Source organism: Paenibacillus sp. P4_A7 (assembly GCF_056402455.1).
On record NZ_JBFUHJ010000406.1, the window covers coordinates 1 to 5,157 of the forward strand.

The window sequence follows — 5,157 nt, forward strand, 5'->3', positions numbered from 1 at the left end:
GGAGTAACGCTGAATACCTTGAAACCCGGTTCTATCGGCTGAACGCCTAACAAATATGCGTAGTAGAAATAAATCGGTACCGCAGACCAGCCATGACATAAGCTTCCTGCTCCACCAAAATCATTAGCACCATTGTTTGTTTCCCAGAAGCTTGTTGCCCCGCTAAACAATAGTTCTCCCCAGTCTTTCCCTATGCTTTCAAATACGAGTTGCCCATAGGTTTCCGGTTCTCCAAGTAATGCTTTAAACTTAAAGATGGAATGACTTAGTGTAATAGGCACCCAGCCATTGTCCTCCGAGGACAATCGGTTTCGTAATTTCCCTGCTAGCGAGCCTTGACATGTATGAGTACACAAAGCTAAAGCTTGAGTAAGCTCTGCATAATGCTCAGCATAAGCTACTCCGTCATAGGTTCGATATGCATTCTCCTCTGGACTCCAAAAGCGTTGATGAATCGCTTGTTTGACTCTGGTAGCCAATGAAGAATAATGAAGTGACTCTTCTTTCCTACCACACGCTTCTAACATAAATCCAACTGATTCCAACCCCATAACGAATAATAGATTAAGTGGCGCATCCCATCTGGTCTCATAAATTCCTTTGTCGCCAGCTAATCCCGATTCCCATTCATAGAAGTTCCAATATTTAGATTCATCCGGAGTGATTAATAGATCATCTTGCATGCAAGACATATGCTTCTCCATCATTTGCTGAATGACAGGCAGCATCTTATTTGTAAAATCAACTCTGCCACTATAAAGCAAATGTTCAGCAAGCCCGATGATCCATAGAAAACTGAACGAAGGGATCGTGACCTCATATTCCATAGGCGCACATAATTCCAGAAAGCCATCCTGTCTCACACCTTCTCCTAAAAGCTCAAAAGATGCTTGCGCAAAATCATACTCCCCAAAACAATAGTAGCCACATAAAGCTTGGTTTCTCGAATCCATTGCGTATAGAGCCTGCTCCCGCCAAGGCGTGTCTTCGTAGTGCTCGTGCATACACAAATGCAGCGTTCGGACGGCTGTCTTCACAATTTGCTGATGTAGCTTGTCAGGACAATTAAATTGTCCTTTTTCCTCTACTGGATATTCCGTTGGCCGCAAGCCCGCGTAATAGAGTACGAAACGTTCTTTAACACCACTGATGTGAAGCTGAATATATCGACCGGCTAATCTTTTGAAGTAATGGGTAAAAGTTTGTCTACCATCACGGCACCTATAGGCTACAGCAAAATTTCTACCTCCGACTTCAGCCCGAACCCGCAAATCATCCAGATGTTCGCCGTAAGCTATATCCACTATTGTCCCCTGTTCACCCTCAAGCTCTAACTCTAGCAATCCACATTCCTCACGCCCGAGATCAAGTAGGATATAAACACCTGACGCTTCTTCAAATGCAGATGAAAGGATAGAAAGCCCTGATTGTGAAGGGAAAGAGGGAATCGCTTTATCGAAAATAGACTCCGGCTGCCTATAAGATATATAGTCGCTCTGCATAAACAGTGCAATCGATTTTTGCTGCTCTGTCGATCTAATAAACAAGCCTTGTGTTTTTATTCGAGCAATCCCTCGCTCCTTCAACTCAAGCTTACGGATTGGTCTCTCATATAGCTTAGGTTTGTTATGAGTTAACTCGAGACTTAGCTTTGCCGGTAACCAGTCGGTTGACATCTTATAGGAATGGGTTAGCCAAAGATCATCTTTATCTGCATTGTAGGCAAAGGAATAACCTAGCTGCATTGTTATTTTCGGAACGCTTCCACTGACATACGAGGGTGATAAACGGCAATACGTTTGAATGTTGCTTGAGATGACTTTTGTGCCTGTTTCAATGGCATAGATTAAACCAGGGCAACCCACCTTATATTGAAAGCTGGCTTCCCCCTGATAATAGGCAAGTATACATAATACATTCGTACCCACATGTAATAAATGGCCGACGGACAAGCAATCATAAGCTTTGTTATTCGGAAAATCATCATACTGACCGTAGTCGACCCCTATTCCGTTGATCCAAACTGCATAGTCCGAATCTACAGAGAGATACAGTTTTGCTTGCCACGCTGTCTCCTCTAAGCGAAATTCATGGCGAAATTCCACATATTGATTGACTTCATCACGAGCTCCTTGATTCCATATCCACATAGATTTATTAAGTGCGTTCACTTTTTTTGCTCCTTTATTTAGCACCCTGAAGTTAATTTCATAGCTTTATTATAATTTCACGTCTCCGAACGTTACATAACTGCAATTGACATTTATTTGCTCCAATTGACTTGACTATGCGTTTCATAAGTGAGCTTGACCATTATCATACAAAGAAAATCAACGCAACAAAAAACAAGCCACCTCACTTTGAACGTAAGGTGGCTTGTTTTGATTCGTTATTCTGCTCATACATCAAGTTCAAGATAGTCGTATGCGGCCTCGATATTCGGAAAAACCGATGTGACCTCCGCCACAAGCTGAGCAACCTCAATATCACTGAAGCGTGAACTGAAATGTGTGACGACAAGTCGCTTCGCGTTCGATCTAGCAGCGATTTGAGCAGCTTGGAGAATGGTCGAATGCCCATAAGCCGCTGCCTTCTCTTCCATACCTATTGCAAATGTTGCTCCATGGACTAGGTTTACATGGTCATCTAGACTCGCAGAAAGTAGTATCTGGTAGCGTTCATCCAGATTCTGAGCATGCCGCTCACTCGTTGGAATTCCACGTTCGTTCAACGCATCCGCGACTACATTGACTGTTCGATGTTGTTTAAACCGCAGCAAGCACATCATATCCAAATGAGGAATGCTTTAGGCTAAGCATCTCAGCTTCAGCAGATTTATACAAGACTTCTGTATGTGAACAATCTGGATTCTTGCAGGCATAAGCCATACTCTATGCATGGACGATTCCCTTTGTTGTGGAAACCTTTTTCTCCAAAGCTCTATGGGTTCTTCGTAATTTCGACTCACATTGTGGACAGTTGCGAAACTCTGATCTGAAGTAAACTTTAGGCGCAATACCTAATCTATTTTTCGGAATACCCGCTAGTTAATCTGACTGTCGTAGAAAAAAAACGAATGCATGGTGCCATTCGCCTGATCATAATATCGTACTATTTCTCTTTCAAATAGTGAGAGTTGTCATCATTTAGGAAAAAACAGTAACTGCTTAGAAGAAAAAGAGTTGAAAAACACCTAGCACTACTGAAGTAGTAACCAATAACTTAGCTGCATGATCCCACTTTTTGAACTTCAATAGAACTCCAATTACAGCCAAAATACCAAACAAAACGGCCACGATCCTTGGAAAGACAAAGTTGCTCGGAAGGGAAGTTATATTCAAATAGCTAATAAGAATACCTATTGCTACTGTACATGTGAAAATAATATTATTTCTTTTTGGATCTTTCACAAAATACAACAAAGCAATACTGATACAGCTAATAGCCGCTATAACAATAAAGATAATTAATAATAATCCCATAGTGAATCCTCCATCTCTATTTGTAACATCTCTTATTATTACCTAAAAAATCAGAGAATGAAACTTTCGAGCTTCACATAAAAAAAGCTCAGGCATCAAAAAAGCCTGAGCTCCTATTTTTTATATGGTATGGTCTCTTTCAACATTGAACCCGCTGAACCTCTCCATTACTCTGTCAACTTCATCCACCCCACCATGCAAACTCAATCTACCATCCTCTATATACATTAGGCTGTCATCTTCCGACTGCTCAATTTCTTCAAGTAAATGTGTGCTAATGATTATGACGCTATGATAAGAAAGCCTGCGGATTATCCGCCTAAAAAATAACTTCTCTTGATTATCCAACCCTTCAAATGGCTCATCCAAAATACAAATCCGAGGCTGATTAATGAGCGTTTGAATCAATCCTACTTTTTGCAATTGCCCCCCAGAGAGCGTACGCAGCTTTCTTCTTTTGAGCTCATACAAACCGCTCTCCTTCAACCACTTCTCTATTGTAGGTTTTACAAGTCCGCGAGGAACACCTTTATGAAAGGCCATGTACGATAAATACCTCTCAATAGTCATATCCGAATGACCTGTAAAGTGCTGGGGCATATATCCGATCATTGTTCTAACTTCCTCGGTACTAAGCGGTTTACGATATCTTCCTACGCCCTCTTCATTTATTAACTTTGTATAGATCACGTTCCCTTTATCTGAGCTAACTGCAGTGGCAACGATTTTTAAAAGCGAGCTTTTCCCAGCGCCGTTCCTTCCAACCACATACGTAATGCCTGTCGTAAAGGTACACGTCATATCGTCGATAACTTTCTCTTTATCTCTCTTGTAATCCACGTTAGTTAACGTAATCCTCAAACTCATTTTTACTCCCTCGCTAAATAATTCCGTAGTAATATACTGCTTAGCAAAAGGCCAGAAAATCCTAGAATAACAACATTTGTGAATAAGAAATGTTCATTCCAAGGCAGCTGAAACATAGAGAATGACTGCAGCTTCTCATCGAACAACACTTGGCTAAGCCAAATAAATAATGTAATGATTGCGCCTGCCCTATGTCCAAACCACATTGCACTTATAAATCCAACTACTCCAAAGAAGAAGATAGGTGTAAAGGAACCGTATAAATACAGGAGTGAGCTTGCCTTACCCATAACGATATAACTTAATGGAAGTGTCATTGCTAATTGCAAACCCATGACGATGATGAATCGAGCAAACATTTGGTGAACCAAGGAATAATAACTCAACTTTTCGATGATGTCATTCCCATCATTTCTCGAGCGAAATGCGTAACCCATTACAGCAATGATGATGAGTGTGATCCACTTCATCCAAGCCATAAAACCAGTCATTTCATTTTGAGTACTCACGTTGATCATAATGGACATTGCGAGCATCACGATTCCTGTTAACCACCAGCTCGTCGACCCATAAAAATTCCATTGGGATAAAAATAAACTCGCCACTTTTGAAGACATAGATTGAGCAGCTTGTCTCTCTTCCAGCTCAGCCCGTAAATCGACTGGCTTTGTCTCATCCATCTGTTTTATTTTTTCAAGTAAACGAACGGTTTGCTCTCTTGTTGGTTCCGGGGCGGTGAAACGGTCTAAACGGTTTTTCCATTCCTTTTCTAAGCGTGACAGCTCTTGATCTTCACTCATTTACACCC

5 protein-coding genes are annotated in these 5,157 nt (G+C 41.2%); all 5 read right to left on the minus strand.

Going from position 1 to position 5,157, the window contains the following annotated elements:
• Positions 1 to 2,171 (minus strand): family 78 glycoside hydrolase catalytic domain (locus AC1DWN_RS27480; RefSeq protein ID WP_477562067.1); only part of this gene is annotated, 2,171 nt, incomplete at its 3' end.
• A 227-nt stretch (positions 2,172 to 2,398) separates the two neighbouring features.
• On the minus strand, positions 2,399 to 2,779 hold the full coding sequence (locus tag AC1DWN_RS27485; RefSeq protein WP_477562068.1) for a hypothetical protein: 381 nt from the start codon (positions 2,777 to 2,779) through the stop codon (positions 2,399 to 2,401).
• Positions 2,780 to 3,167: 388 nt separating this feature from the next.
• Positions 3,168 to 3,482, minus strand: coding sequence for a hypothetical protein (locus tag AC1DWN_RS27490; RefSeq protein WP_477562069.1), 315 nt, complete (start codon positions 3,480 to 3,482; stop codon positions 3,168 to 3,170).
• Positions 3,483 to 3,602: 120 nt separating this feature from the next.
• Positions 3,603 to 4,349: an ATP-binding cassette domain-containing protein gene (locus tag AC1DWN_RS27495; protein ID WP_477562070.1), complete on the minus strand. Its 747-nt coding sequence runs from the start codon at positions 4,347 to 4,349 to the stop codon at positions 3,603 to 3,605.
• Positions 4,350 to 4,351: 2 nt separating this feature from the next.
• Positions 4,352 to 5,149, minus strand: a complete 798-nt coding sequence (locus AC1DWN_RS27500; protein ID WP_477562071.1) for a hypothetical protein — start codon at positions 5,147 to 5,149, stop codon at positions 4,352 to 4,354.
• Between the last annotated feature and the right edge of the window lie 8 nt (positions 5,150 to 5,157).